The following is a 22,840-nucleotide window of genomic DNA, read 5'->3' on the forward strand; positions in this document are numbered from 1 at the left end:
GTAGATGTACTCGCATTGAAGCACGGGGCTCGGACAGCACAAGGGCACCCGGCCGATGGTGGCCGGGTGCCCTTGTGCTGTGTTGGCTGGCTTACGCGTTGTGCGCCGCCCACCCGTCGCTGTATCCCTGCGACGCGCCAGCCGGGGGAGCGGTGGCGGCGCCCGTGCTGGCGCTGGCGTAGCCCCGGCAGAAGTCCTCCAGGTAGGCCAGCTTGATGCGGAACCGCTCCTGGCGCTCCTGGTGCGTGGCCCGCCCGACCTCCCCAAAGGCGCCCGGCTTGCGGAACCACGCCTTCGCCGCCGCGCTGGCAGCGGGCCAGGCGGTGCCCAGGTGCTGCGCCACGGCCTCCATTTGGGCGATGGGAGCGCCGTACAGCGTGACCTCCTGCGTCTTCTTGTCGGCCACGGCCTGCACGCCGTGGGCGCTGGCGATGTGTCCGCCGCCGCGCTGAGCCAGGGCGGGCCAGTGGTCCTTCGTGCCGCCCTCATAGGCCACGGTGAGCACGTCGCCCTCCGCCGCCAGCACGTCCTCACCGGCAGGCACCTGCTCCTCGGGCTGGCTGGCCACCGGGGCAGCGGGGGAGTCCTCAGCTGACTGCTGTGCCTGCACGATGGTGTACGTGACCACCGGCTTGAAGTCCCCGTCCACCAGCGTGGTGCTGCGCACGCCGTCGACCGGCTTCTTCAGGCGGCGCAGCTGGCCGTTCAGCTCCTGCGGGGTGATACCCGGGATGTCGAGCAGGTCCTCGCGAACGATGTCGCACAGCTGGGCAACGGTGCCCTCGTGTGTGGTGGTGGTGCCGTTGCTGTAGGTGACGGTGAGGTGCATGGCTGGCTCCTTGCGTGGCGGGCGGTGCGGTGTAGCTATGGCTAACTGTGCCTTGATGTTGACACGTCCACAATCCCTTGGGGCAACTTTCTGTAGTGCCTTTCAACATTTTTGGGGCTGCCCGGGATGTGCAGCCTGCACGCCAACTCGGCCCGGGACGCCGTGACGAAGATCTGCACCCTGCCGCTGCTCGCGGGGGAGAACATCAGCACGGGTTTCGTGGTGCCGACCGTGGCCTCGTGCTTCGACCTCGTGGTGCACTGCCACCGGGACGCCGACGGCCGCCGCCGCGTCACCGAGATCCTCGGCATCGGCAACCGGGTGGAGAACGGCGTGATCGAGACGTACCCGGTCTTCGCCGAGGGGGTCGACGGCCTGCGGGCGGTCGCCGCGGAGGCCCCGGCGGCATGGAAGTTCGAGCGGGCCGGGCACCGGGTGCGCGACCTGCTCGCCGAGGACGGACCCCGTGGGGGCGCCCCGTGAGCGCCGCGCTCGGCGTGCTGATGGGCGCGGGCGTGTTCCTGCTCTGGTGGTCCTGCTGGGCGGAGGAGGCGCCACGGGCGCCGCGGCGCCGACGGCCCGGGCGGCTGCGCGAGCTGCTCGTGCGCGCGGACCTGCCCCAAGTCAGCCCCGCGGGGCTGCTGGCGGCCTGCGCCGGGGCCGGGGCGCTGAGCGGCCTGCTCGTCGCCGCCGTCACCGGGGCGGCCGTCCTCGGGCTGTGCGCGGGCCTGCTCGGCGCCTGGCTCCCGGCAGCGGTCGTCCGGCACCGGGCCCGCAGCCGGGCCGCGGTGCTGCGGGAGGTGTGGCCCGACGTCGTCGACCACCTGCGCTCCGCGATCCGGGCGGGCATGTCCCTGCCGGAGGCGCTGATCCAGCTCCAGTACCGCGGCCCCGAGCCGGTGCGCCCGGCCTTCGCCCGCTTCGCCGCCGACTACCGGGCGTCGGGCCAGCTGCAGGGCTCGCTCACGCTCCTCAAGGACCGGCTGGCCGACCCGGTCGCGGACAACATCGTCGAGGCGCTGCGCGTGACCCGGGAGGTGGGCGGCACCGACCTCGGCAGGCTGCTCAGCACCCTCTCGGAGTTCCTGCGCGAGAACGCCCGCACCCGCGGCGAGCTGGAGGCCCGCCAGTCCTGGACCGTCAACGCCGCGCGCCTGGCCGTGGCGGCCCCGTGGATCGTGCTGCTGCTGATGGCCACCCAGCCCGCGGCCGTCCGCGCCTACGACACCCCGGCCGGTGCGCTCGTGCTGCTGGGCGGGCTGGTCGTGTCCGTGCTCGCCTACCGCCTGATGCTGCGGATCGGCGCGCTGCCCGAACCCGAGCGGGTGCTGCGATGAGCGCCTCCCCGGCCCTGCTGGTCCTCCTCGGCCTGCTGCTCGCCGCGGGCCTGTGGCTCGTGCTCACCGGGAGCCGGGCGACCGGCGGGCCGTCCTTCGCCGTGCGGATCTCCCCCCAGCTGCGCTCGGTCGAGGTCGAGTCCGCGCTGCTGGCCGGACCGGGGCTGCGCCGCGCCGGGACGCACGACCCCGCGAGCACGGTGCTGGGCTCCGTCGCCCGGGACCTGGCCCGGCGGCTGGTGCGGCACGCCGGCTCCTCGGCGCGGTTGGAGCGGCGGCTCGCGCGCGCCGGGTCCGCCGGCACGGCGGCCGACTTCCGCGCCGAGCAGCTGCTGTTCGCGACGGGGGGCCTGCTCCTGGGCGTCCTGCTGGGCCTGGCCGGCACCGCCCGCTGGGGCACGGGCGCCGGGGGCGTGGTGCTGGCCGCGGCGGCCACGGCGGCGGCCGGTCACCTGCTGCGCGACCATTTGCTGAGCCGGCGGATCCGGGCCCGGGAGGCGAGGATGCTCGCCGAGTTCCCCGCCGTGGCCGAGCTCATGGCCCTGTCCGTGGGGGCGGGCGAGAGCGCGGTGGGCTCGCTCGAGCGGGTGTGCCGGGTCGCGGAGGGCGAGCTCACGGCGGAGTTCCGCCAGGTGCTGGCCCAGACCCGGTCGGGGGCGGGCCTGGTGCACGCCCTGCAGGACTTCGCCGCGCGCACCCCGATCGCCCCGATCGGGCGGTTCGTCGACGGCATCGTCGTCGCGATCGAGCGCGGCACGCCCCTGGCCGACGTCCTGCGCGCCCAGGCCCAGGACGTGCGCGACCACGACAAGCGCGAGCTGATGGAGGCCGCCGGCCGCAAGGAGATCGCCATGATGGTCCCCCTGGTGTTCTTCGTGCTGCCGCTGACCGTCGTGTTCGCGGTGTACCCCGGGCTGGCCGTGCTGGAGCTCGGCTTCTGAGACCCCCACCGCGCCCGGCTCCGGGCGCCACCACCACGAGAGGACACTCCATGAAACACCTGCTCCGGCCGGCCGCGCTGCTCGGCCTGCTCGCCCTGCTCCGCACCGGCCTTCTCGACCGGCTCGCCACCGGGGACCCCGACCGCGGCGACGTGCCCGGCTGGGTCATGCTGACGCTGATGTCGGCGGTGCTCGTGGCCGGGCTGCTCCTCGTGGCGCAGCCGGCCCTGGAAGGGCTCTTCCAGGACGCCATGGCCCGGGTCAGTCAGAACTGAGCATGTGGCTCGCACGCCTGCTCCGGCCGCTGCGGGACCGGTTCCGGGGAGCCGGCGGAGCCGCGGCCGCGGATCGGGGCCACGCCGTGGTGGAGTACGTCATGGTGGCCGGTCTCGCGGCGATGATCTTCGCCGGCACCCTGCAGCTGGCGCTGGCCCTGCACGTGCGCAACACCCTCGTCGACGCCGCGGCGGCCGGGGCCCGGTACGGGACCCTGGCGGACCGGTCGCCCGAGGACGGGGTGGAGCGCACCCGCCGGATCGTCGCCGACGCCCTCGGGCCCCGCTACGCCCAGGACGTCGCCGCCTCCCCCGTGACGGTGGGAGAGGTGCGGACGCTGGAGGTCCGCGTCGTCTCCCCGCTGCCGGTGGTGGCGCTGTTCGGCCCGCCCGCCTCCCTGGAAGTGCGCGGCCATGCCGTGCTCGGCGGCTGAGCCGGGCCCCGCCGGCGGGCCGGGCCCGGCCGAGGACGAGGGCAGCGCGGTGGTCGAGTTCGTGGCGCTGGGGACGCTGCTGCTGGTCCCGGTCGTGTACTTCGTGCTCACGGTGGCCCAGGTCCAGGCCGGGGCGTTCGCGGTCGTGGCCGCCGCCCAGCAGGGCTCCCAGGTGCTGGCCGGGGCGGAGCCGGGAGAGCTCGCCGCCGCCGACCTGTCCGCGGCGGCGCAGCTGGCGGCCGCGGACCAGGGCTTCGGACCCGAGCAGCTGGCCGTGCGGCTCGAGTGCTCCGACGGGAGCTGCACGGGCCCCGGCGCGGTCGCCACGGTGCACACCACCCTGGAGGTCCCGCTGCCCCTGGTGCCGGGCTTCACCGACCTGGAGGTCGCCGTGCTCACCTCCTCGGCCACGGTCGTGCCCGGGAGGTACGGGTGAGCGTGCCGGACGGGACCCCGGTCCGGGACCCGGAGGACGGCCCGGAGGACGGCCCGGAGGACGGCCCGGACCGCGGGCAGGTCACCATCCTGGTGATCGGCTTCGCGGTGGTCTCCCTGCTGCTGACGGTGGTGGTCATGGGTGTCACGTCCGTCTACCTGGGGGAGCGGAAGCTGCAGGTGCTGGCCGACAACGCCGCGCTCGCCGCAGCGGACACGTTCGTGGCGCTGCGCCCCGGCGGGCCCGGCGCCCCGCCCAGCACCGTCCTGGACGACGACGCCGTGGCCGGGGCCGCCGCGAGCTACCTCGACACCGAGAGCGCCTGGACGGCCATCCCTGGCCTGGCCCTGGCCGCACCGACGGGCAGCCCGGACGGGCGCACCGCCGAGGTGACCCTGAGCGCCGTCGTGCACCCGCCGGTGGTCAACCTGCTGGTGCCCCAGGGCATCGCGATCACCGCCACCAGCGAGGCCCGTGCCCAGCTCGGGCGGTGAGCCGCGTCGCCTCCCGCAACGTGGTGGACGCGGCGGGCCACGGTTCTCAGCGGGCGAGAACGCCCCTGGCGCCGGGCGCCGCGCAGTTCCTACGCTGGCGGGCACCGGGGAGGACTCCCCGGACGGCACGCGCACCGTCCTGCCGGCACCGTCGTCGAAGGAGAAGGCCATGGACGCTCCCGTCCGCTCCGTCATCAGCCCCGGGCGCTACGTCCAGGGACCGGGCGCCATCGCACGCCTGGGAGAGTATCTCTCCGCCATCGGGCAGACCCCCCTCGTCGTGGCCGACGACGTCGTCTGGGGGTTCGTGGGCCACGACGTGGAGGCGTCCCTCACGCGGGCCGGGATGACGGCCACGCGCGAGACGTTCCACGGCATCCCCTCGGCCGGGGAGATCGACCGGCTCACCGCGGTCATCCGGAACACGGGCGCCGACGTGGCCGTGGCCGTGGGCGGCGGCAGCACGATCGACGCGGTCAAGGCCTCCGGGTACCTCGCCGGGATCCGGTGGGTCAGCGTGCCCACCGTCGCCTCCACCGACGCTCCCACCTCGGCGCTGGCGGTCGTCTACACCGACGAGGGCGTGTTCGAGGAGTACCGCTTCTTCCCCCGCAACCCCGACCTCGTCCTCGTCGACTCCCAGCTGGTGGCCAACGCGCCCGCGACCTTCCTGGCCGCCGGGGTCGGCGACGCCCTGGCCACCTGGCTGGAGGCCCGGGCCACCGCGGCCTCGGGGTCGCTGACCATGGCCGGGGGCACGGCCACCCTCACGGGCACCGCCCTGGCCCGGCTGAGCTGGGACGTGCTGTGGGAGAACGCCCTCGTGGCGATGGACGCCGCCCGGGACCACGTGGTGACCCCGGCGCTGGAGAAGGTCATCGAGGCCAACACCCTGCTCTCCGGACTCGGCTTCGAGTCGGGGGGCCTCGCGGCGGCCCACGCCGTCCACAACGGGCTGACCGCGGCACCGCAGACCCACGGCCTGGCCCACGGGCAGAAGGTCAACATCGGCTCGATCACCCAGCTGGTGCTGGAGGGGGCGCCGAGCGCGGAGATCGAGGACTTCATCGAGTTCACCACCCGGGTGGGGCTGCCCACCACGCTCACGGAGATCGGGCTGCGCCCGGAGGACACCGAGGAGATCCGGGCCGTGGCCCGGGCGGCGACCGTGGAGGGCGAGACCATCCACAGCATGCCCTTCGCCGTGCGGGCGGAGGACGTCGCCGCGGCGCTGACCTCGATCGAGCGACTGGGCCGGCGGGTGCACGAGCGCGCCGGCCTGCCCGAGCCGCAGCCCTACCGCCACGCCCACTAGCCACCGGCCCGGGCGCCCGGTCCGGCACCGGCCCCGGCGGACTCAGAAACCGCCGGGCAGGACCGCCCGGCGGTCGAACTCCTCGGTGACGGACACGGCGCCGGCCTCGTCGAGCAGGGTGACGGCGCCGGGACCCCCGTGCTCGCCCGCGGGGATCGCGGCGCCGACGTCGGCCACGACGTTCTCCAGGCTCGCCCCGGCGGCCACCCGCACGCCGTCCAGCAGCACCGAGTGGCGGACCGTGGCGCCCTCCTCGACCACCACGCCGGGACCCAGCACGGAGTGCTCCACGGTGCCGCGCACCGTCGAGCCCGCCGCCACCATGGACCGGCGCACGTCGGCGCTGGCCTCGATCCGGGCGGGCACCAGCTGCGGCTGGGCCGAGAGGATCGGCCAGTCCGGGTCGTCGAGGGTCACCCCCTCGCCGTCGAGCACCTGCAGGTGCGCCGTCCAGTAGGACTGAATGGTGCCCAGGTCCATCCAGTACCCCTCCAGGCGGTGCTCCACCACGGTGCGGTGGGCCACGAACCACGGCACGAGGTCGTTGCCGTAGTCCTCGAGCTGGCCCTCCTGCTCGTGCAGCTCCTCCAGGGCCGCCAGCAGCTGCTGCGCGTCGTAGAGGAACATCTCACCGGCCACCAGCTGCCCCTCCGGCCGTTCGGGCTTGTAGTCGAAGCCGGTCACGCGCCCGTCGTCGTCGACCTGCACCACCCCGTAGCGGGAGGTGTCCTCGTCCACGACCGTGGTGACCATGGTCAGGTCCGCGCTCCGCTGCAGGTGGGTGTCCACGACGTCGAGGAAGTTGATCGTGTACAGGTGGTCGGCGCTGAGCACCAGGACGAGGTCCGGGGCGAAGTCCCGGATGAGGTCCTTCTGCCGGTAGATGGAGTCCGCGTTGCCCTCGGCGAAGCCCTCGTCCTCGGTGCCCTCGTACGGGGGCAGGACCTGCAGACCGCCGTGCGTGCGGTCGAGGTCCCACGGGCGGCCGTTGGCCAGGTGCCGGTTGAGGCTGTGGGGCAGGTACTGCTGCACCACCCACACGTCGGAGATGTGGGAGTGCGCCAGATTGGACAGCGCGACGTCGACCAGCCGGTAGGTGCCGGCCACGGGCAGCGCCGGCTTGACCTTCTTCTCGGTCAGCGCGGCGAGGCGGGAGCCCTTCCCGCCGGCGAGCACGAGGGCCAGGGTCCGGGGAATGCGCATGGTGCGTCCTCTCTCTCGGCTTCATCCTGCCAGAGGGGCGGCCTCCTGGCCCGGGGCAATTTGCCCCCATGCGATAATCTTGGCTTCCATGGCCTCCCTTGACTTCCCGGCAGAGATCTCCGCCCTCCGTTCCACGTTCGCCTCCATCGAGGCCGTGAGCGATGTCGACGCGATCCGGCGGGACATCGCCGAGCTCTCGCAGCAGGCGACCGCCCCGGACCTGTGGGACGATCCCGCCGTGGCGCAGAAGATCACCTCCAAGCTCTCCCACAAGCAGTCCGATCTCGAGCGGCTCGAGAAGCTGGGCGGCCGGATCGACGACATCGAGGTCATGGTGCAGCTGGCCGCCGAGGAGGACGACCCGGAGACCCTCGAGCTGGCCGTGGAGGAGCTCGCGTCGGTCAAGCAGGCGCTCTCCCAGCTCGAGGTGCAGACCCTGCTGTCCGGGGAGTACGACGAGCGCGAGGCCGTGGTGACCATCCGTTCCGGCGCCGGCGGGGTGGACGCGGCCGACTTCGCCGAGATGCTGATGCGGATGTATCTGCGCTGGGCCGAGCGCCACGGCTACCCGACCACGGTCCTGGACACCTCCTACGCGGAGGAGGCGGGCCTGAAGTCCGCCACGTTCGAGGTGAAGGCGCCCTACGCGTTCGGCACCCTCTCCGTGGAGGCCGGCACGCACCGGCTCGTGCGGATCTCCCCGTTCGACAACCAGGGCCGGCGCCAGACCTCCTTCGCGGCCGTGGAGGTCATCCCGCTCATCGAGCAGGACGACTCGATCGAGATCCCCGAGGCCGAGATCAAGGTCGACGTGTTCCGCTCCTCGGGCCCGGGCGGCCAGTCCGTGAACACCACCGACTCCGCGGTGCGGATGACCCACCTCCCCACGGGCATCGTGGTGTCCATGCAGAACGAGAAGTCGCAGATCCAGAACCGCGCCGCCGCGCTGCGCGTGCTCCAGTCCCGTCTGCTGCTGCAGCGCCAGGAGGAGGAGAGCGCCAAGAAGAAGGAGCTCGCCGGTGACGTCAAGGCGTCCTGGGGGGACCAGATGCGGTCCTACGTGCTCAACCCGTACCAGATGGTCAAGGACCTGCGGACGAACCACGAGGAGGGCAACCCCTCCGCGATCTTCGACGGCGCGATCGACGGCTTCGTCGACGCCGGCATCCGCTGGCGGGCCGACCAGCGGCACGCGCCCGCGGACGCCTGAGCCCCCGGTCCGGCGGGACCGGCTGAGTCCGGGCCCCAGTCGGGCTCGCGCGAAACGTGCGAGCGTCCGGCCGGGCGCGACCATCCGCCGCGGCACCCGTATCCGGAACCAGGCCCGCGGGGCCCACCGCGGGCGTCGGCGTCCGCTGGAGGCGTCTCCGTCGTCGCGGGCACGAGCCATCTGAGGCTGACCGTGGCCCGCGGCCACAGGTGCAGCGCGCCGAAGAGGTGGGACGCCGGTCCGGAGGCGGGCGGTCGAGCCGGGCCACGGCGTCGAGCCAGGGCCACTCCGGCGCCCCCGGCGCGGGGGGACGGTGTGGCATAGGATGGAGAATCGGCTGTGCGCCCCGTCGCGGGGCCGCGTTCCGTCCGCACCGTTCCCGAGGGAGGAGGCCCATGGCCACGAAGGACACCGGCCGCCAGGTCGTCGCGAACAACAAGAAGGCCCGGCACGACTACCACGTCCTCGACACCTACGAGGCCGGTCTCGCCCTCATGGGCACGGAGGTGAAGTCGCTGCGGATGGGCCGCGCGTCGCTCGTGGACGGGTTCTGCCAGTTCACCGACGGCGAGCTGTGGCTCGAGGGCGTGCACATCCCCGAGTACCTCCAGGGGTCCTGGACGAACCACTCCGCCCGGCGGCGCCGGAAGCTGCTGCTGCACCGCAGCGAGATGGACAAGATCGAGCAGAAGGTCCGGGAGACGGGCTTCACGATCGTGCCGCTGTCCCTCTACTTCGTGGACGGCAAACGGGTCAAGGTGGAGATCGCCGTGGCCAAGGGCAAGAGGGAGTACGACAAGCGCCAGGCCCTGCGGGAGAAGCAGGACAACCGGGAGGCCCAGCGGGCCATGCGGTACAAGAACCTGGGCTGAGCTCCGGCACCCAGTCCTTGCACGCCCACATACCGCGCGGTAGACTGGAACATCCCGCTGCGGCGGGGTGCTTGGAAACAGAATACGGGGATGATCGGTTTCGACGATGTGAGTTGAGACAGGGGAAGCGGGTCGAGGACGCAGAGTTATCTCGTAAACGCTCTCTGTAAAACAATAGTTGCCAATTCCAACAGCAACGCCACCGCAAAGTCTGACCTCGCGCTCGCCGCGTAACCAGACTTAGGTGACTGTCAGCCCGGGTTCGCCTTCGACCCGGGGTCTGGCATCAGCTAGAAGGCCACTGCTCCAGCCGTTCGTCGCGGGCGTCTGGAGAACACTTGCGCGACTGAGTCCGTCGGCCACGGGTCTGCACGAGGGCCGGGACTGATAAAACGCCACGCAGACTGCACCCGGAGAAGCCCTGACAAAGCTGCATCGGACGGGGGTTCAATTCCCCCCATCTCCACGATTCCCCGACCGGGGAGCGCCGCGAGGCGCTCCCCGGTTTTTTTCGTGCCCGGAGCTCCTGCGCCGGCGGGCCGGGGGAGGGTCCCGGGGCCGGGCGCCCGGCTCGTGGCCGGCCCGGGAGATGGGCGGCGACCGGGGGCGGTGTGACAAGCTGGAGGTGTACCGCCGACGACCGAAAGGGCAACGCCATGAGCCAGAACGACAACACGCCAGACCAGGGCGGCACGGGTGCCGGCGGGTCGTCGAGCTACGGCGGCCAGGGCGGGCCCGAGTACGGCCAGCGCATCGAGGGCGCCCCCTCCGGGCCGTCCTACGAGGCGCCGCGCTACGGTCAGGGCGGGGACCAGTACTCGTCCCCGCAGTACGGCCAGGGCCAGTACGGCCAGGGCCAGCAGGGCCAGTACGGCGGGGGACAGTACGGCCAGGGCCAGCAGGGCCAGTACGGACAGGGTCCGTACGGCGCCGGTCAGTACGGTCAGGACCAGTACTCCCAGGGGCAGTACGGCGGCCAGGGCTATCCCGCCCAGTACCAGCAGGGCCAGGGCTACCCGGGGCAGCAGGGCCAGTACGACATGGGCCAGTACGGCGGGGGTGCGAAGCCGCAGGGCACGGGCCTGGGCATCGCCGCCCTCATCCTGGGCATCGTGTCCCTGCTGACCTGTTGGTTCGTGCTGGGCCTCGTGCCCGGGCTCGTGGGCCTGGTGCTCGGCATCGTGGCCGTGCGCAAGCTCGGCCGCACGCCGGGGGCGTCCAAGGCGGTGCCGATCATCGGCATCGTGCTCAGCGTCCTGGGCATCCTGGCGAGCATCTTCTTCCTGGTGATCTTCGGGGCGCTGTTCGGGGAGATCGGCCCGGCGATGGAGGCCTGCAACCAGTACTCGTCGGACCCGACCGCCTTCCAGCAGTGCATCGAGCGCGAGATGGGACTCACCACCCAGAACCTCTGAGCGCCGCCGAGGACGCGTGGGGCCCGCACCGACCGGTGCGGGCCCCACGCGTTCCCGTGCCGGAGCGCCCGGCACCGCACCGCGCGCGGACACCGGGCTCCGCCGGGCACGGCGGAGCGGACCCGGGGACGGGGGTCAGGAGGCGGGCGTGAGCAGCTCCAGCACCTCGTCGTGCAGCAGGCCGTTGCTGGCCAGCGCGCTGCCGCCGAAGGGGCCGGGCTCGCCCTCTAGGGAGGTGAAGCGGCCGCCGGCCTCCTCGACCACGGGCACGAGCGCGGCCATGTCGTGCAGGTTCAGCTCGGGCTCGCACGCGATGTCCACCGCGCCCTCGGCGAGCAGGCAGTAGGACCAGAAGTCGCCGTAGGCCCGGGTCCGCCACACCTCGTCGGTGAGCTCGAGGAAGCGGTCCCGCACCCCGCGGTCCCGCCACCCGGTCAGGGAGGAGTAGGACAGGGAGGCGTCGGAGAGCCGCCCGACCTGCGAGACCCGGATGCGCTGGGCGTTGGCCAGGGACTTGCCGGTGAACGCCCCGGTCCCGGACGCGGCCCACCAGCGGCGCCCGAGCGCGGGCGCGGAGACCACCCCGACCACGGGCCGGCCCTCGTCGACGAGGGCGATCAGCGTGGCCCAGACCGGCACGCCGCGCACGAAGTTCTTGGTGCCGTCGATCGGGTCCACGACCCACTGGCGGGCCCCGTTGCCGGTGGTGCCGTACTCCTCGCCGATGACGGCGTCCCGGTTGCGCGTGCGCCCCAGCTGGGCGCGGATCAGCTGCTCGGCCTCGCGGTCGGCGTCCGTGACCGGGGTCAGGTCGGGCTTGGTCTCCACCGTCAGGTCCTGGGCCTTGAACCGGCGCATGGTCAGACGGTCCACGGCGTCGGCCAGGATGTGGGCGAGGCGGAGGTCGTCGGTGTAGTTGCTGGGGCTGCGCATTGCTCCAACCTACCCCGAACCGGTACCGTGCCCGGCCGGGCCCGGCCGCCGGCTCACTGGATGCCGAGCTCCTTGTCCTCCCGGGACTCGCCCGGGCGCTCCCCGGCGCCGAGCAGCCGGCGCAGCGAGGCCAGCCGGGACCCGCCCGCGTCCCCGGCCCGGCCCTGTGCCACCCAGTCGTCCAGCGCGCAGCCCGGCGAGGCCTCGGTGTGGCGGCAGCCCTTGGGGCACTCGGCAATCGCCTCGGCGAGCTCGTCGAAGGACTCCACGATGCGGTCGGGGTCCACGTGGGCGAGGCCGAAGGAGCGGATGCCGGGGGTGTCGATGATCCAGGACCCGGGGGAGGCGTCCTCGATCCTCAGGGCCAGGGCCGACGACGACGTGTGCCGGCCCCGCCCGGTCACCGCGTTCACCCCGCCGGTCGCCCGGTCCGCGCCCGTGAGGGCGTTCACGAGGGTGGACTTGCCGACCCCCGAGTGCCCGAGGAGCACCGAGACGTGGCCGTCGAGCCGCGCGCGCAGGGCCTCCACGAGGGCGCGGTCGAGGGGCAGCGTGGCCCCGCCGTCGTCGGCCGCGGCGTCCCGCGCGGGACCGGAGACGAGCACGGGCAGCTCCAGGGCGGTGTAGTGGGAGATCAGCTCGGCGGGGTCGCGCAGGTCCGTCTTGGTGATGCACAGGATCGGCTCGATCCCGGCGTCGTAGGCGGCCACCAGGGAGCGGTCGATGAAGCCGGTGCGCGGCTCGGGGTTGGCGGCGGCGACCACGATCACGAGCTGGTCGGCGTTGGCGACCACCACGCGCTCGACCGGGTCGGTGTCGTCGGCGCTGCGCCGCAGCACCGTGGCGCGCTCCTCGATCCGCACGAGGCGGGCCAGGCTGTCCGGGGCGCCGCTGACGTCCCCGACGAGGCCGACGAGGTCCCCGGCGACCACGGGCCGGCGGTGCAGCTCCTTGGCGCGCACCGCCACCACCAGCCGTTCACGGTCGGTGTCCTCGTCGAGGACCGCGGTGTAGCGGCCGCGGTCCACCGTGACGATGCGGCCGGTCACGGCGTCCCGGTGCGCCGGGCGGTCCTTGGTGCGGGGCCGGGAGCCGGACTTGTTCGGGCGGACGCGGACGTCCGACTCGTCCCAGTCGCGCCGGGCGGAGTCCCTACGCGCCACGGCCGGTCCCCAGGAGCCCGGACCACAGCCGCGGGAACTCGGGCAGGGTCTTGGCGGTGGTCCCGATGTTCTCCACGCGCACCCCGGGCACCACCAGGCCGATCACGGCCCCGGCGGTGGCCATCCGGTGGTCCTCGTAGCTGCGGAACGTGCCGCCGTGCAGCGGGGCCGGCCGGATCAGCAGGCCGTCCTCGGTCTCCTCGGCGTCGCCGCCGAGCCGGTTGATCTCGGCCACGAGCGCCGCGAGCCGGTCCGTCTCGTGGCCGCGCAGGTGGGCGATGCCGCGCAGCCGGGACGGGGTGGTGGCCACGGCGCACACGGCGGCGACGGTGGGGGCCAGCTCCCCGGCCTCGCCCAGGTCCAGGTCCACGCCGGTGACCACCCGGGGGCCGGTGACCGAGAAGGTCCCGTCCGCGAGCTCCACCTCGGCGCCGAAGGCGGGCAGGATGTGCTTCCAGTGGTCCCCGCCCTGGGTGGTGTGCCCGGGCCAGCGCGGCACGGAGACCCGTCCGCCGGTGACCACGGCCGCGGCGAGGAAGGGGCCGGCGTTGGAGAGGTCCTGCTCGATGGTGACGTCGAAGGCCCGGACCGGGCCGGGGGCCACCCGCCACTGCTCCGGCACGGAGTCGTCCACCGTGACCCCGAGCCCGCGCAGCACCGCCACGGTCATCTCGACGTGCGGCATGGAGGGCACGCCGCGCCCGTCCGCGCCCCGGTGGCGCAGCAGCAGCCCGTCGTCGAAGCGCGCCCCGGCGAGCAGGAGGGCGGAGACGAACTGGCTCGAGCCGGTCGCGTCGATCTCGAGCTCCCCGCCGGGCACCCCGCCCGTCCCGTGCACGGTGAAGGGCAGTCGGCCGCGGCCGCCGTCCTCGACCCGCAGACCGAGCGCCCGCAGGGCGTCGACCACCGGGCCCATCGGGCGCACCCGGGCGCCCGGATCGCCGTCGAAGGTCACCGGGCGGCGGCCCAGGGCCGCCACGGGCGGGACGAAGCGCATCACGGTCCCGGCGAGCCCGCAGTCGACGGTGACGGGGTCGGCGGCCTCCCAGGAGGCGGGCCGCACGAGGAGGTCGGGGCCGAAGTCACCGCCCCCGGGCACCTCCTCGACGCCGGCCCCGAGGGCGCGCAGGGCCTGCACCATGAGCCGGGAGTCGCGGGAGTGCAGCGGGGAGCGCAGGCGGCACGGGCCGTCCGCGAGGGCGGCGAGAAGCAGGTACCGATTGGTGAGGGACTTGGAGCCCGGCACCGTCAGCTCGGCGACGACCGGGCGGTCGCCCACGAACGGAGCCGGCCACAGCTCGTGCTGCTGGGCCGGCTCCGGCACGTCGGGCGGGGTTGCGGGCACGGGGGCCTCGGACGGGATCACGACGGCGGGACCCCGGCTCAGCTGTGCTTGACGGCGTGCTGGAGCGTCTTCTCGGCCTTGGCGACCTGCTTCTGGGTGTCCTTGCCCAGCTTGGAGGCGTTCTTCTTGACGTCGCCGGCGAGGTGCTCGGCGCGCCACAGCAGGGAGGGGTTGCCCTCGGTGTCCACGGCGGCGAGCATGACAGCGCCGACGAGGGAGGCGTTCTTGAAGGCGGTCGCCCGGCGGGCGGCCTTCTGCTCCGGGGTGTCCGCCTCGGCGGCGCGGTAGTCGGCGTAGGCGTTGAGCGCGGTGGTGGTCACCAGCACCCCGGCGGACAGGCGCGGCAGCCGGCCCAGGCCGAACAGCACGGCGGCGCCGACCTGTGCGGCGGCGAGCCCCTGGGCGACCACGGCCGGGTTCTGCAGCACGGGCCCGGCCTGCGGGAAGGCCTTGGCCGCCGCGGAGGCGGCGGGGGCGAGGTGCTCGGCGGCGCGGGACGAGTTGCGGAAGCTCTCGACACCGTTGGCGACGTAACCGGTGGCCAGCAGCGGGCGGGCGATGCGACGGACGATGCTCATGGGTTCCTCCTGGGCGGCAGGCGTGACCGCGGGGCGTGGTCGGACGGGTACTGGTGCGGCGGACGGCGCCGCCTCACCCATCCTAGCCACGGGGGCCGGGGCAGGGGCGAGCCGCGACCCGCCGCGACGGGGAATACGCGCGCCCGTGACCTCCGTTGTGCAGGAGGACGGCGAGCGGGCCGTCCCGCCGCAGCAGGACCGCCGGAGCCCCGGCGGCACGCGCGACGTCCAGCGAGCACACCGGCACGGCCGGGGAGAGGAGCAGCCATCAGCACCGCCGCCAGCACCCTCGCCCCGGCCCCGGCCGGCCGGCGGATCCCCGTAGACTGGTCCGTGATGAACGAGCAGAACCAGCAGGGGGCTGTCCCCCAGCGCACCGAGCCGCCCGTCGACGTCGACACCGAGACCCCGGAGGCCCGGAAGGCGCGCTTCGAGCAGGACGCCATGGAGTACGTGGACCAGCTCTACGCCGCTGCCCTGCGGATGGCCCGCAACCCCGCCGACGCCGAGGACCTGGTGCAGGAGGCCTACACCAAGGCGTTCTCGGCGTTTCACCAGTACCGGCCCGGCACGAACCTCAAGGCCTGGCTGTACCGGATCCTCACGAACACGTACATCAACCTCTACCGCAAGCGCCAGCGCGAGCCGCAGCAGGCGAACACCGACACCGTGGAGGACTGGCAGCTGCACCGCGCCGAGTCCCACACGTCCTCGGGACTGCGCTCGGCGGAGGTGGAGGCCCTCGACCACCTGCCGGACAGCGACGTCAAGCGGGCCCTCCAGGAGCTGCCCGAGGAGTTCCGCCTGGCCGTGTACTTCTCCGACGTGGAGGGCTTCGCCTACAAGGAGATCTCCGAGATCATGGACACGCCGATCGGAACGGTGATGTCCCGGCTGCACCGCGGGCGGAAGCTGCTGCGCGAGAAGCTTGCCGACTACGCGGCCGAGCGCGGCTTCGACACGTCCAAGGTGACCGGCGACAAGAAGAAGGAAAAGGACAAGTAGACATGGCCGACTGCGAGAGCCTCGGACACTGCACGGACGAGCGGATCCGCCGGATCTACGAGTACCTCGACGGGGTGCTCCCGGCGCAGGACCTCGACGAGATCCACGGCCACCTCCTCGAGTGCCGGGAGTGCGCGCGCGAGTACGACCTGGAGTGCGTGATCCGCTCCGTGGTCCGCCGGTCCTGCGCGGAGACCGCTCCCGCCGACCTGCGGGTCTCGATCCTCGCCCGCCTGCACGCCCAGCGACAGGAGCCCCCCGCGGCCTGAGCGCCGCCGCCCCGGGACCCGGGCACACGGAAGGGCCCCGGACCGCTGAGCGGTCCGGGGCCCTTCCGTCACGGCGTTGCCGGGTCCGGGGACCTCAGGCGTTGGGGCGCTTGCCGTGGTTGGCGCCGCCCTTGCGGCGGTCCTTGCGCTTGCGTCCGCGCTTGCTCATACGAGCCTCCTGTCTGTCCGCGGCCGTCCGCGGCGGATCGTGGGTGTCGGCGTCCGTTCCCGCGTGCTCAGGTGAGTTTCAGCGGCGGCCGGACGAGGCACTGCCCGCCATTGTCTCACATGCGCGGGAGGCCGGGGTCACTGGGGCTGGGGCAGGTCCAGCCAGTTGTACCAGCCGCGGTGCAGCACGAGCCAGGCCATCAGCCCGTAGCCGGCCTGTCCCGGGTGGCCGTGGTTCGCGGCCAGGTCCTTGCGCCACTGCTCGTGGTGCTGCAGAGGGTTGAAGGTGTCGACGTAGACGTGGTTGCGGCGGGTCGTGACGTCGGCGTAGGCGGCCGAGAGGTCCGCGATGCGCCGGTTGCGCTCGCCGTCCAGCGTGGGCGGGGGCCCGACGACGAGCACCCGCACGTTGTGCTGGGACGCCGTGTCGATGATGTTGGCCATGTTCAGCCGGGAGCGGGCGCTCGTGATGGACAGGTCGATGTCCAGCGTGGAGGGCGCGATGACGAGGCGGTTGTCGTGGCCGGGGGAGAAGCGGCGGGCCGCCTCCTCGAACCAGCGCTCGTTGAGGGACTCGCTGCCCTCGCCGGGGGCGGCGAGGTTGTAGGCCGCCACGGGGGCCACGTGGTGCGGGGTGCGGGCCATGACGCGCCCGAACCAGCCGAGGCCTCGCGGGTCGCCCTCGCCGGCCAGCAGCTCGTCACCGACTGCGACAATTCTGATCCTTCGTTGCTCCACGTCGTTCTTTCTGGTCGGGGGTGCGGTGGTCATGGGCAGCGCCGGCCCGTGGGGCACGGGCCGGCGCCGGACTCGCTGGGAACGTGCGGGACGGCGGGGGCCGCGGCCCCCGCCGTCCCGGGCGGGCTCAGTCCCGCTCGAAGGCCGTCTGGACGAGGGTCTCCAGCTCGGCGGCGTGGCGCTTGGCCGAGCCGTTGGCCGGGGAGGCCGAGGCGGGCCGGGAGGCCAGGCGCACCCTGCGGTCCAGCTCCGGCACCAGGTTGACCGCCATGAACGGCCAGGCGCCCTGATTGGCGGGCTCGTCCTGGGCCCAGGTGAGACGGGCCTCCGGGTACTTGGCCAGCTCCTCCCGGATCTCCGCGAGCGGCAGCGGGTAGAGCTGCTCCACGCGCACGATCGCGGTGTTGCGGTCCTGGCGCTGCTCGCGCGCGGCGGCCAGGTCGTAGTACAGCCGGCCCGAGACCAGCACCACGTCGGTGACCTCGGAGGCGTTGAGCCTGCCCTGGTCGCCGATCACCGGGCGGAACGCGCCGGAGGTGAACTCCTCGATCGGGGAGGCCGCCGCCTTGAGCCGCAGCAGCTGCTTGGGCGTGGCCACGACCAGCGGCTTGCGCGGGCGGCTGTAGGCCTGCCGGCGCAGCAGGTGGAAGTGGCTGGCCGGGGTGGACGGGTTGGCCACGATCATGTTCTGCTCGGCGCACAGCTGCAGGAACCGCTCGATCCGGGCCGAGGAGTGGTCCGGGCCCTGCCCCTCGAAGCCGTGGGGGAGCAGCATGACCAGCGAGGTGCGCTGGCCCCACTTCTGCTCGGCCGAGGAGATGAACTCGTCGACCACGGTCTGCGCGCCGTTGACGAAGTCCCCGAACTGGGCCTCCCACACGGTCAGGGCGTCGGGCCGCTCCACGGAGTAGCCGTACTCGAAGCCCAGCACGCCGTACTCGGACAGCAGGGAGTTGTAGATCGCCAGCTTGGCCTGGTCCCCGGAGAGGTGGTTGAGCGGGGTCCACTCCGCCCCGGTGTCGGCGTCGAAGAACACCGCGTGCCGCTGGGTGAAGGTGCCGCGCCGCACGTCCTGGCCGGACATGCGCACCGGGATGCCCTCCATCATCAGGGAGCCGAAGGCCATGAGCTCGCCCATGCCCCAGTCCACGCCGCCCTCGCGGGTCATCGCCTCCCGGCGCTCGAGCAGCTTGCGCAGCTTCTTGTGCACGGTGAAGTCCTCGGGGACCTCCACGTGCACCGCTCCCAGGCGCTGGGCGGCCTCCGCGGAGATCGCCGTGGTCCGCGGCACCGAGATCCCGGAGTCCGCCTGCTGGGCGGAGGGCCGCTCGATGTTCGAGATCGCCGCGGAGTCGCCGGTGACCAGCGGGATGGACGAGGTCTGCGCCTCGTGGGTCTCCGCGAACACCCGCTCCAGGCGCTCCTGGTAGTCCTTCAGCGCCCGGTCGGCCTCCTCCTGGGTGATGTCGCCGCGGCCCACCAGGTTCTCGGTGTAGATCTTGCGGGTCGAGCGCTTCTCCTCGATGAGGTTGTACATCAGCGGCTGGGTCATCGAGGGGTCGTCGCCCTCGTTGTGGCCGCGGCGGCGGTAGCACATGAGGTCGATCACGACGTCCTTGTGGAACGCCTGGCGCCAGGCGAACGCCATCTGCCCCACGTGCGTGACGGCCTCCGGGTCGTCCGCGTTGACGTGGAAGATCGGCGCCTGCAGGCCCTTGGCGATGTCGGTCGCGTAGGTCGTGGAGCGCGCCGCCGCGGGGGAGGTCGTGAAGCCCACCTGGTTGTTCACGATGACGTGGACGGTGCCGCCCACCGTGTACCCGGGCAGCTGCGCCATCTGCAGGACCTCGGCCACGACGCCCTGGCCGGCGAACGCGGCGTCGCCGTGCACCTGGATGGGCAGCACGGGGTAGGTGCCGTCGCCCTCCGGGCCGGCGCCGAGGACGTCGGTCTTGGCGCGGGCGATGCCCTCGATGACCGGGTCCGCCGCCTCGAGGTGGGACGGGTTGGCGGCGAGGTAGACCTGGGTCTCGTTGCCGTTGTCGGAGGTGAAGGTGCCCTCCGTGCCGAGGTGGTACTTCACGTCGCCGGAGCCCTCGGTGGTGCGCGGGTCCTGGCTGCCCTCGAACTCGCGGAACACCTGGGCGTAGGACTTGCCGGCGATGTTGGTGAGCACGTTGAGCCGGCCGCGGTGGGCCATGGCGATGCCCACCCCGGCGAGCCCGGCGTCGGCGGCGTCGGCGATGATCTCGTCGAGCAGCGGGATCAGGGACTCACCGCCCTCCAGGGAGAAGCGCTTCTGGCCCACGTACTTGGTCTGCAGGAACGTCTCGAAGGCCTCGGCGGCGTTGAGCCGGCCCAGGATGCGGAACTGCTCCTCGCGGCTGGGCTTCTGGTAGCCGTGCTCGAGCTGGTCCTGGAACCACTCGCGCTCCTCGGGCTCCTGAAGGTGCATGTACTCCACGCCGAGGGTGCGGCAGTAGGCGTCCCGCAGCCGGCCCAGGATGGTGCGCAGGCTCAGCACGTCCGCGCCGCCGAAGCCGCCGGTGGGCCACTCGCGCTCCAGGTCCCAGAGGGACAGCCCGTAGGTGCGGATGTCGAGGTCGGGGTGCTTGCGCATCACGTACTCGAGCGGGTTGGTGTCCGCCATGAGGTGCCCGCGCACGCGGTAGGCGTGGATGAGCTGCTGGATCCGGGCGACCTTGTTGACCTGGATCTCGGGGTTGACCTGGTTGTCCACGGCCCAGCGCACGGGCTCGTAGGGGATCCGCAGGGCCTCGAAGATCTCGTCGTAGAAGTCGTCCCCGCCCAGCAGGTAGGACTCGATGAGGCGCAGGAACTCGCCGGAGCCCGCGCCCTGGATCACGCGGTGGTCGTAGGTCGAGGTCAGCGTGATGATCTTGGAGACGGCGTGCCGGGCGATGGTCTTCGGGGAGGAGCCCCGGTACTCCGCCGGGTGGTCCAGGGCGCCCACGCCGACGATGCAGGCCTGTCCCTTGGACAGCCGCGGCACGGAGTGCACCGTGCCGATGCCGCCGGGGTTGGTCAGGGACACCGTGGTGCCCTGGTAGTCCTCCATGGTCAGCTCGTTCGTGCGCGCCCGGCGCACGATGTCCTCGTAGGAGTTCCAGAACTGCAGGAAGGACATCGCCTCCGCGCCCTTGATGTTGGGCACCACGAGGTTGCGGGAGCCGTCCTTGTTCGGGATGTCGATGGCGATCCCGAAGTTGACGTGGGCGGGGTGCACGGCCACCGGCTTGCCGTCCTGCTCGTCGTACACGACGTTCTGGGACGGGTAGTTCGCCAGCGCCTTGATCACGGCGTAGCCGATCAGGTGCGTGAAGGAGACCTTGCCGCCGCGGTTGCGGGCGAGGTGGCTGTTGATCACGATCCGGTTGTCGATGAGCAGCTTCGCGGGGACCGCGCGCACGGTCGTGGCGGTCGGCACCGTGAGCGAGGCGTCCATGTTGGCGGCCACCGCCTTGGCGGGACCGCGGAGCTTGACGACCTTGTCCTCCGCGGGGGCGTCCGTGCTGGGGGCGCTGGCGCGGGCCCGGGCGGGCTGGGCCGGGATGGGCCGGCGCGACTCGGTCTCGCCCTGGCCGCTCTCGGGGCGGCCCTCGGCCTTCGCGCCGGACTTCGTGGCGGGCGGGGCCGCGGCCGGCGCCGACGTCGACGCGGCCCTGGGGGCGCTCTGCTGGGCGGCGGGCGGCCGGGGGGCGGCCGCGGCCTTGGGCTGGGCGGGGGCCTCCCGCGGGGCGGGCGCCTTCGGGGCCGGGTCCTTCGGGGTGGGGGCCTCCTGGGCCGGGGCCGCGGCGGGGGTCCGCTCGGTGGAGGACTGGGCGCCCGGCTGCTCCGTCGCAGTGCCGTTGTCAGCGCTCATCGCCTCGAAGATGGGCCACCACTTCTCGTCCACCGAGTTCTTGTCCGACCGGTACTTCTCGAACAGTTCGTCGACGAGCCACTCGTTACCTGCGAATTCTTCAGGGATGGGGTGCTGTGGCTGATGTGGCACGGGGAATACGCCTCTTCCATAGGTTGATCGCGCGCAGGACCGGCTCTCCGGTCCCCGCGTTGTCGGTCCCAGCAGCATCCGGTCCCGCCGCCGGTGTTCGTCGCCGGCCGTCTCCCGCGACAGCCGACGACGTCCTCCGGACCTGCCGGACGGTCGTGAACCGGGCGCGGCCGTACCTCCGGCGAGTCTAGTGATCTGCGCGGCGGCATGGCTAGTCCGCGCCTCCCGTGCCGCGGCGCGTGTCGCGGGCCCCCCGCTAGACTGGTCCGCGTGCGCTTCCTCAACACCCCCACGTCCGACCTGACCTACAACGACGTCTTCCTGGTCCCCGCCAGCTCCCGGGTCACCTCCCGCTTCGACGTCGACCTGACGCCCCGCGACGGCACGGGCGCCACGATCCCCCTGGTCGCGGCGAACATGACGGCGGTCACCGGCCGCCGCATGGTCGAGACGCTGGCCCGGCGGGGCGGTCTGGGCATCCTTCCGCAGGACATCCCGCTCGACGTCATCGCCGAGGTGACCTCCTGGGTGAAGAACCGCTCCCCGCGCTTCGAGACGCCCGTGGTGCTGGGCGCGGAGGACACGGTCCACGACGCCCTCGGCATCATGCACAAGCGCCCCCACGGCGCCGTGGTGGTGTGCGGCCCGGACCGTGCCTATCGCGGGGTGGTGCTCGCCGCGGACTGCACGGAGGTGGACCGCTTCACCCAGCTCGGCTCGATCATGCGCACCGACGCGCCGGTGTTCTCGCTCGCGGAGGTCTCGGCGCGCTCCGGCGAGGACGTCCTGGCCGCCGCCTACGACCGCCTCACCCAGACGCGGGCGCACGTGGCCCCGGTGCTCGACTGCGACACCGTGGTGGGCGTGCTGACCCGCAAGGGCACCGTCCGCTCGACGATCTACACCCCCGCCCTCGACGGCGCCGGCCGGCTCCGGGTCGGCGCGGCGGTGGGCATCAACGGCGATGTCCGGGGCAAGGCACGGGCGCTGCTGGACGCCGGGGTGGACGTGCTGGTGGTGGACACCGCCCACGGCCACCAGCGCAAGATGATCGAGGCCCTCGGCCAGGTCCGCGCGGCGGCGCCGGACGTGCCGGTCGTGGCGGGCAACGTGGTCACCGCCGACGGCGTGCAGGACCTCGTGGACGCCGGGGCGGACATCGTGAAGGTCGGCGTCGGCCCCGGGGCGATGTGCACCACCCGGATGATGACGGCCGTGGGCCGGCCCCAGTTCTCCGCGGTGCTCGAGTGCGCGGACGCGGCCGCCGGCCTGGGCCGGCACGTGTGGGCCGACGGCGGGGTGAAGCACCCCCGCGACGTCGCCCTCGCGCTCGCGGCGGGCGCCAGCCAGGTCATGGTCGGCTCCTGGTTCGCCGGCACGCACGAGGGACCGGGCGAGCTCAACGTCGACGCCGACGGGCGCGCGTACAAGGAGAGCTTCGGGATGGCGTCCACCCGCGCCGTGCGCGAGCGCACCCGGGGCGAGGGCGCCTTCGCCCGGGCCCGCAAGGGCCTGTTCGAGGAGGGCATCTCCAGCTCCAAGATGTACCTGGACCCCGAGCGCCCCGGCGTGGAGGACCTCGTGGACCAGATCACCGCGGGCGTGCGCAGCTCCATGACCTACGCGGGGGCCACCAGCCTCGAGCAGTTCGCGGCGCGCGCGGTGGTCGGCATCCAGTCCGCCTCCGGCTACGAGGAGGGCAGGGCGCGCCCGGTCAGCTGGTCCTGAGCACGCGCCGGCGGGTCCCGCTCCGGTACCCTGGAGACCTCATGGACTCCTTCAGTAGTTGCCGGCCCGGCCGCGGCGGCCCCCGCCGCGGCCCCCGAGCCGGCTCACCCACCGACCCCCCACCAGCCTCCGACCGC

The 22,840-nt window shown here is 73.2% G+C and carries 22 protein-coding genes, 1 other RNA gene and 1 pseudogene; 15 read left to right on the forward strand and 9 right to left on the reverse strand.

Annotation, left to right across the window (positions count from 1 at the left end):
• Positions 1-91: 91 nt before the first annotated feature.
• Positions 92-829, reverse strand: coding sequence for a hypothetical protein (locus ABL57_RS20625; protein WP_053004776.1), 738 nt, complete (start codon positions 827-829; stop codon positions 92-94).
• Positions 830-943: 114 nt separating this feature from the next.
• Between ABL57_RS20625 and ABL57_RS05690 the strand changes: the two are divergent.
• The 8 genes and pseudogenes from ABL57_RS05690 to ABL57_RS05725 all read left to right on the forward strand — a co-directional run.
• A pseudogene (locus ABL57_RS05690) lies at positions 944-1,312 on the forward strand (CpaF family protein); the annotation flags it as partial.
• Positions 1,309-2,166 carry a type II secretion system F family protein gene (locus ABL57_RS05695; protein ID WP_047802481.1) on the forward strand — a complete coding sequence of 286 codons (858 nt, stop codon included), beginning with the start codon at positions 1,309-1,311 and terminating at the stop codon, positions 2,164-2,166. The pseudogene ABL57_RS05690 and the gene ABL57_RS05695, both read left to right, overlap by 4 nt.
• The gene (locus ABL57_RS05700) at positions 2,163-3,107 is read left to right on the forward strand and encodes a type II secretion system F family protein (RefSeq protein ID WP_047802482.1); all 945 of its coding nucleotides are present in this window, start codon (positions 2,163-2,165) and stop codon (positions 3,105-3,107) included. The genes ABL57_RS05695 and ABL57_RS05700 overlap by 4 nt, the downstream gene beginning before the upstream one ends.
• Before the next feature lie 50 nt (positions 3,108-3,157).
• Positions 3,158-3,382 (forward strand): hypothetical protein, encoded by a 225-nt coding sequence (locus ABL57_RS05705; RefSeq protein ID WP_075872031.1) that lies wholly within the window; start codon positions 3,158-3,160, stop codon positions 3,380-3,382.
• 2 nt (positions 3,383-3,384) lie between these two features.
• The gene (locus ABL57_RS05710) at positions 3,385-3,816 is read left to right on the forward strand and encodes a TadE family protein (protein WP_082157250.1); all 432 of its coding nucleotides are present in this window, start codon (positions 3,385-3,387) and stop codon (positions 3,814-3,816) included.
• Positions 3,797-4,252, forward strand: coding sequence for a hypothetical protein (locus ABL57_RS05715; protein ID WP_047802483.1), 456 nt, complete (start codon positions 3,797-3,799; stop codon positions 4,250-4,252). The genes ABL57_RS05710 and ABL57_RS05715 overlap by 20 nt, the downstream gene beginning before the upstream one ends.
• Positions 4,249-4,746 (forward strand): pilus assembly protein TadG-related protein, encoded by a 498-nt coding sequence (locus ABL57_RS05720; protein WP_152683294.1) that lies wholly within the window; start codon positions 4,249-4,251, stop codon positions 4,744-4,746. The genes ABL57_RS05715 and ABL57_RS05720 overlap by 4 nt, the downstream gene beginning before the upstream one ends.
• 169 nt (positions 4,747-4,915) lie before the next feature.
• On the forward strand, positions 4,916-6,061 hold the full coding sequence (locus ABL57_RS05725; protein WP_047802484.1) for a glycerol dehydrogenase: 1,146 nt from the start codon (positions 4,916-4,918) through the stop codon (positions 6,059-6,061).
• A 42-nt stretch (positions 6,062-6,103) separates the two neighbouring features.
• On the opposite strand, the gene ABL57_RS05730 is transcribed toward ABL57_RS05725, so the two are convergent.
• Positions 6,104-7,264 carry a glucose-1-phosphate adenylyltransferase family protein gene (locus ABL57_RS05730; RefSeq protein ID WP_047802485.1) on the reverse strand — a complete coding sequence of 387 codons (1,161 nt, stop codon included), beginning with the start codon at positions 7,262-7,264 and terminating at the stop codon, positions 6,104-6,106.
• A gap of 88 nt (positions 7,265-7,352) precedes the next feature.
• On the opposite strand from ABL57_RS05730, the gene prfB reads away from it, so the two are divergent.
• The 4 genes from prfB (at position 7,353) to ABL57_RS20630 (ending at position 10,761) form a co-directional block, all read left to right on the forward strand.
• The gene (prfB, locus tag ABL57_RS05735; protein ID WP_047802486.1) at positions 7,353-8,474 is read left to right on the forward strand and encodes a peptide chain release factor 2; all 1,122 of its coding nucleotides are present in this window, start codon (positions 7,353-7,355) and stop codon (positions 8,472-8,474) included.
• Positions 8,475-8,869: 395 nt separating this feature from the next.
• Positions 8,870-9,346 (forward strand): SsrA-binding protein SmpB, encoded by a 477-nt coding sequence (gene smpB, locus ABL57_RS05740; protein ID WP_047802487.1) that lies wholly within the window; start codon positions 8,870-8,872, stop codon positions 9,344-9,346.
• Positions 9,347-9,432: 86 nt separating this feature from the next.
• Positions 9,433-9,815: a transfer-messenger RNA gene (gene ssrA, locus ABL57_RS21150) on the forward strand.
• A 187-nt stretch (positions 9,816-10,002) separates the two neighbouring features.
• Complete coding sequence (locus ABL57_RS20630; protein WP_053004778.1) at positions 10,003-10,761, forward strand: DUF4190 domain-containing protein; 759 nt, start codon at positions 10,003-10,005, stop codon at positions 10,759-10,761.
• A 135-nt stretch (positions 10,762-10,896) separates the two neighbouring features.
• On the opposite strand, the gene hisN is transcribed toward ABL57_RS20630, so the two are convergent.
• Genes hisN through ABL57_RS05765 form a run of 4 tightly spaced genes read right to left on the reverse strand, consistent with a single transcriptional unit; the run spans position 10,897 to position 14,780 of the window.
• Positions 10,897-11,694 carry a histidinol-phosphatase gene (gene hisN / locus ABL57_RS05750; protein ID WP_047802488.1) on the reverse strand — a complete coding sequence of 266 codons (798 nt, stop codon included), beginning with the start codon at positions 11,692-11,694 and terminating at the stop codon, positions 10,897-10,899.
• A 53-nt stretch (positions 11,695-11,747) separates the two neighbouring features.
• Positions 11,748-12,857, reverse strand: a complete 1,110-nt coding sequence (locus tag ABL57_RS05755; RefSeq protein ID WP_047802489.1) for a ribosome small subunit-dependent GTPase A — start codon at positions 12,855-12,857, stop codon at positions 11,748-11,750.
• On the reverse strand, positions 12,847-14,202 hold the full coding sequence (gene aroA, locus ABL57_RS05760) for a 3-phosphoshikimate 1-carboxyvinyltransferase (RefSeq protein ID WP_047802525.1): 1,356 nt from the start codon (positions 14,200-14,202) through the stop codon (positions 12,847-12,849). Before aroA ends, ABL57_RS05755 begins: the two co-directional genes overlap by 11 nt.
• 38 nt (positions 14,203-14,240) lie before the next feature.
• Entirely contained in the window at positions 14,241-14,780 is a 540-nt protein-coding gene (locus tag ABL57_RS05765; protein ID WP_047802490.1) for a DoxX family membrane protein, read from the reverse strand.
• A 336-nt stretch (positions 14,781-15,116) separates the two neighbouring features.
• Here ABL57_RS05765 and ABL57_RS05770 point away from each other — a divergent pair, with 336 nt between their 5' ends.
• Positions 15,117-15,785 (forward strand): sigma-70 family RNA polymerase sigma factor, encoded by a 669-nt coding sequence (locus ABL57_RS05770; RefSeq protein ID WP_047802491.1) that lies wholly within the window; start codon positions 15,117-15,119, stop codon positions 15,783-15,785.
• A gap of 2 nt (positions 15,786-15,787) precedes the next feature.
• Positions 15,788-16,054: a mycothiol system anti-sigma-R factor gene (gene rsrA / locus ABL57_RS05775; protein WP_047802492.1), complete on the forward strand. Its 267-nt coding sequence runs from the start codon at positions 15,788-15,790 to the stop codon at positions 16,052-16,054.
• Positions 16,055-16,148: 94 nt separating this feature from the next.
• Here the strand turns inward: rsrA and ABL57_RS23500 are convergent, their stop codons facing one another.
• The 3 genes from ABL57_RS23500 to ABL57_RS05785 form a co-directional block, all read right to left on the reverse strand.
• Positions 16,149-16,223 carry a 50S ribosomal protein bL37 gene (locus ABL57_RS23500; protein WP_095343185.1) on the reverse strand — a complete coding sequence of 25 codons (75 nt, stop codon included), beginning with the start codon at positions 16,221-16,223 and terminating at the stop codon, positions 16,149-16,151.
• Between the two features lie 137 nt (positions 16,224-16,360).
• Positions 16,361-16,960: a GDSL-type esterase/lipase family protein gene (locus tag ABL57_RS05780; RefSeq protein ID WP_047802493.1), complete on the reverse strand. Its 600-nt coding sequence runs from the start codon at positions 16,958-16,960 to the stop codon at positions 16,361-16,363.
• Between the two features lie 127 nt (positions 16,961-17,087).
• Entirely contained in the window at positions 17,088-20,975 is a 3,888-nt protein-coding gene (locus ABL57_RS05785; RefSeq protein ID WP_047802494.1) for a multifunctional oxoglutarate decarboxylase/oxoglutarate dehydrogenase thiamine pyrophosphate-binding subunit/dihydrolipoyllysine-residue succinyltransferase subunit, read from the reverse strand.
• 270 nt (positions 20,976-21,245) lie between these two features.
• Here ABL57_RS05785 and ABL57_RS05790 point away from each other — a divergent pair, with 270 nt between their 5' ends.
• The gene (locus ABL57_RS05790) at positions 21,246-22,703 is read left to right on the forward strand and encodes a GuaB1 family IMP dehydrogenase-related protein (RefSeq protein WP_047802495.1); all 1,458 of its coding nucleotides are present in this window, start codon (positions 21,246-21,248) and stop codon (positions 22,701-22,703) included.
• The last annotated feature ends 137 nt before the right edge of the window (positions 22,704-22,840 follow it).

The sequence above is a fragment of the Kocuria sp. SM24M-10 genome, assembly GCF_001027955.1.
GTDB lineage: Bacteria > Actinomycetota > Actinomycetes > Actinomycetales > Micrococcaceae > Kocuria > Kocuria oceani.